This is a genomic window from Streptomyces sp. NRRL S-495 (genome assembly GCF_000966955.1).
In the GTDB taxonomy this organism is placed as follows: domain Bacteria; phylum Actinomycetota; class Actinomycetes; order Streptomycetales; family Streptomycetaceae; genus Kitasatospora; species Kitasatospora purpeofusca.
In genome coordinates, this window is the sequence record NZ_JZWY01001144.1 from 1 (window position 1) to 1,003 (window position 1,003).

Below are 1,003 nucleotides of genomic sequence, written 5' to 3' on the forward strand. Positions count from 1 at the left end.
CCGCGGAGACCCTGCGGCAGGCCGCGAAGGCCGCCGGCGGGCTCAAGGTGATGGCCGCCTCCGGCAGCGCCGACCTCTTCTACGTCACCAACCCGGCACTCAGCACCGACCTGATGTACTTCCGCGACCTGGGCGTCGACTTCGTCGTCCCGGACGCGCTCGACCCGCAGGGCTACTTCGAGAGCCTGAGCTGGGAGAACGCCGGCAAGTACAAGGCCGACCTGATCCTGCTCGACAACCGCAGCACCGCCCTCCAGCCCACCGACCTCGCCGCCAAGCCCGCCTGGTCCGCGCTGCCCGCGGTCAAGGCCGGCCAGGTCACCCCGTGGGACGCGGTGCCGCGGTTCTCCTGGCTGGGTGCGGCCCCGCTGCTGGAGGGCCTGGCCAAGGCCGTCCAGGGTGCGAAGAAGCTCGGCTGACGCGCGGGTTGTCGAGTGGAGGCGGTGCCGGAGCGGCGGGGGCTGCCCGTCCGTCCCGCCGCTCCGGCACCGTGTTCCGGTAAGTGCCCCGCCGGGTGCAGGTCCCGGCCGGGCCCCGGTCCGGCCCTGCTAGGAGGGGAAGGGCCAGGCCGGGCACCACGGCGGGATGATCTGGCCGGGGTAGGGCGGGCCCCACGGCGGGCACGGCGGCAGCTGCGGCGGCTGCGGCGGCGCGGAGGTCCAGAGGATCTTGCCGTTCAGCTCGACCGCGATCGCGCCCTCGTTGTAGATGGTCAGCTCGGCGCCCCACTTGCCGCCGGTCTGGCTGTTCCACAGCGGGGTGTTGTCGGCGGCGTACACGACGAGGTTGCCGTCGCCCTGGATCACCAGGAACTCGCCGCGGGGCATGGCACCCTGGGCGACCCAGATCGCCTTGCCGTCGCGGTACAGCACGACGTTGCCGTCGCCCTGCATGGCGAGCACGACCTTGCCGTTCGGCGAGTACCAGGCCTGGTTGCGGCCGATCGAGGTGTTGCCGGGGATGCGGGTGGGCGGGGTGAGCGCGGCCGTCGCGAGGGCGGGGG

At 73.4% G+C, this 1,003-nt stretch carries 2 protein-coding genes; one reads left to right on the forward strand and one right to left on the reverse strand.

All coding sequences use genetic code 11. The features are described from left to right. Positions 1 to 419, forward strand: a 419-nt coding sequence (locus VR45_RS39945) for an ABC transporter substrate-binding protein (RefSeq protein WP_045944878.1), incomplete at its 5' end; no start/stop codon positions are given. 129 nt (positions 420 to 548) lie between these two features. Here VR45_RS39945 and VR45_RS39950 read toward each other — a convergent pair. Continuing rightward, positions 549 to 1,003: hypothetical protein (locus VR45_RS39950; protein WP_052709734.1), on the reverse strand; the 455-nt coding region annotated here is incomplete at its 5' end.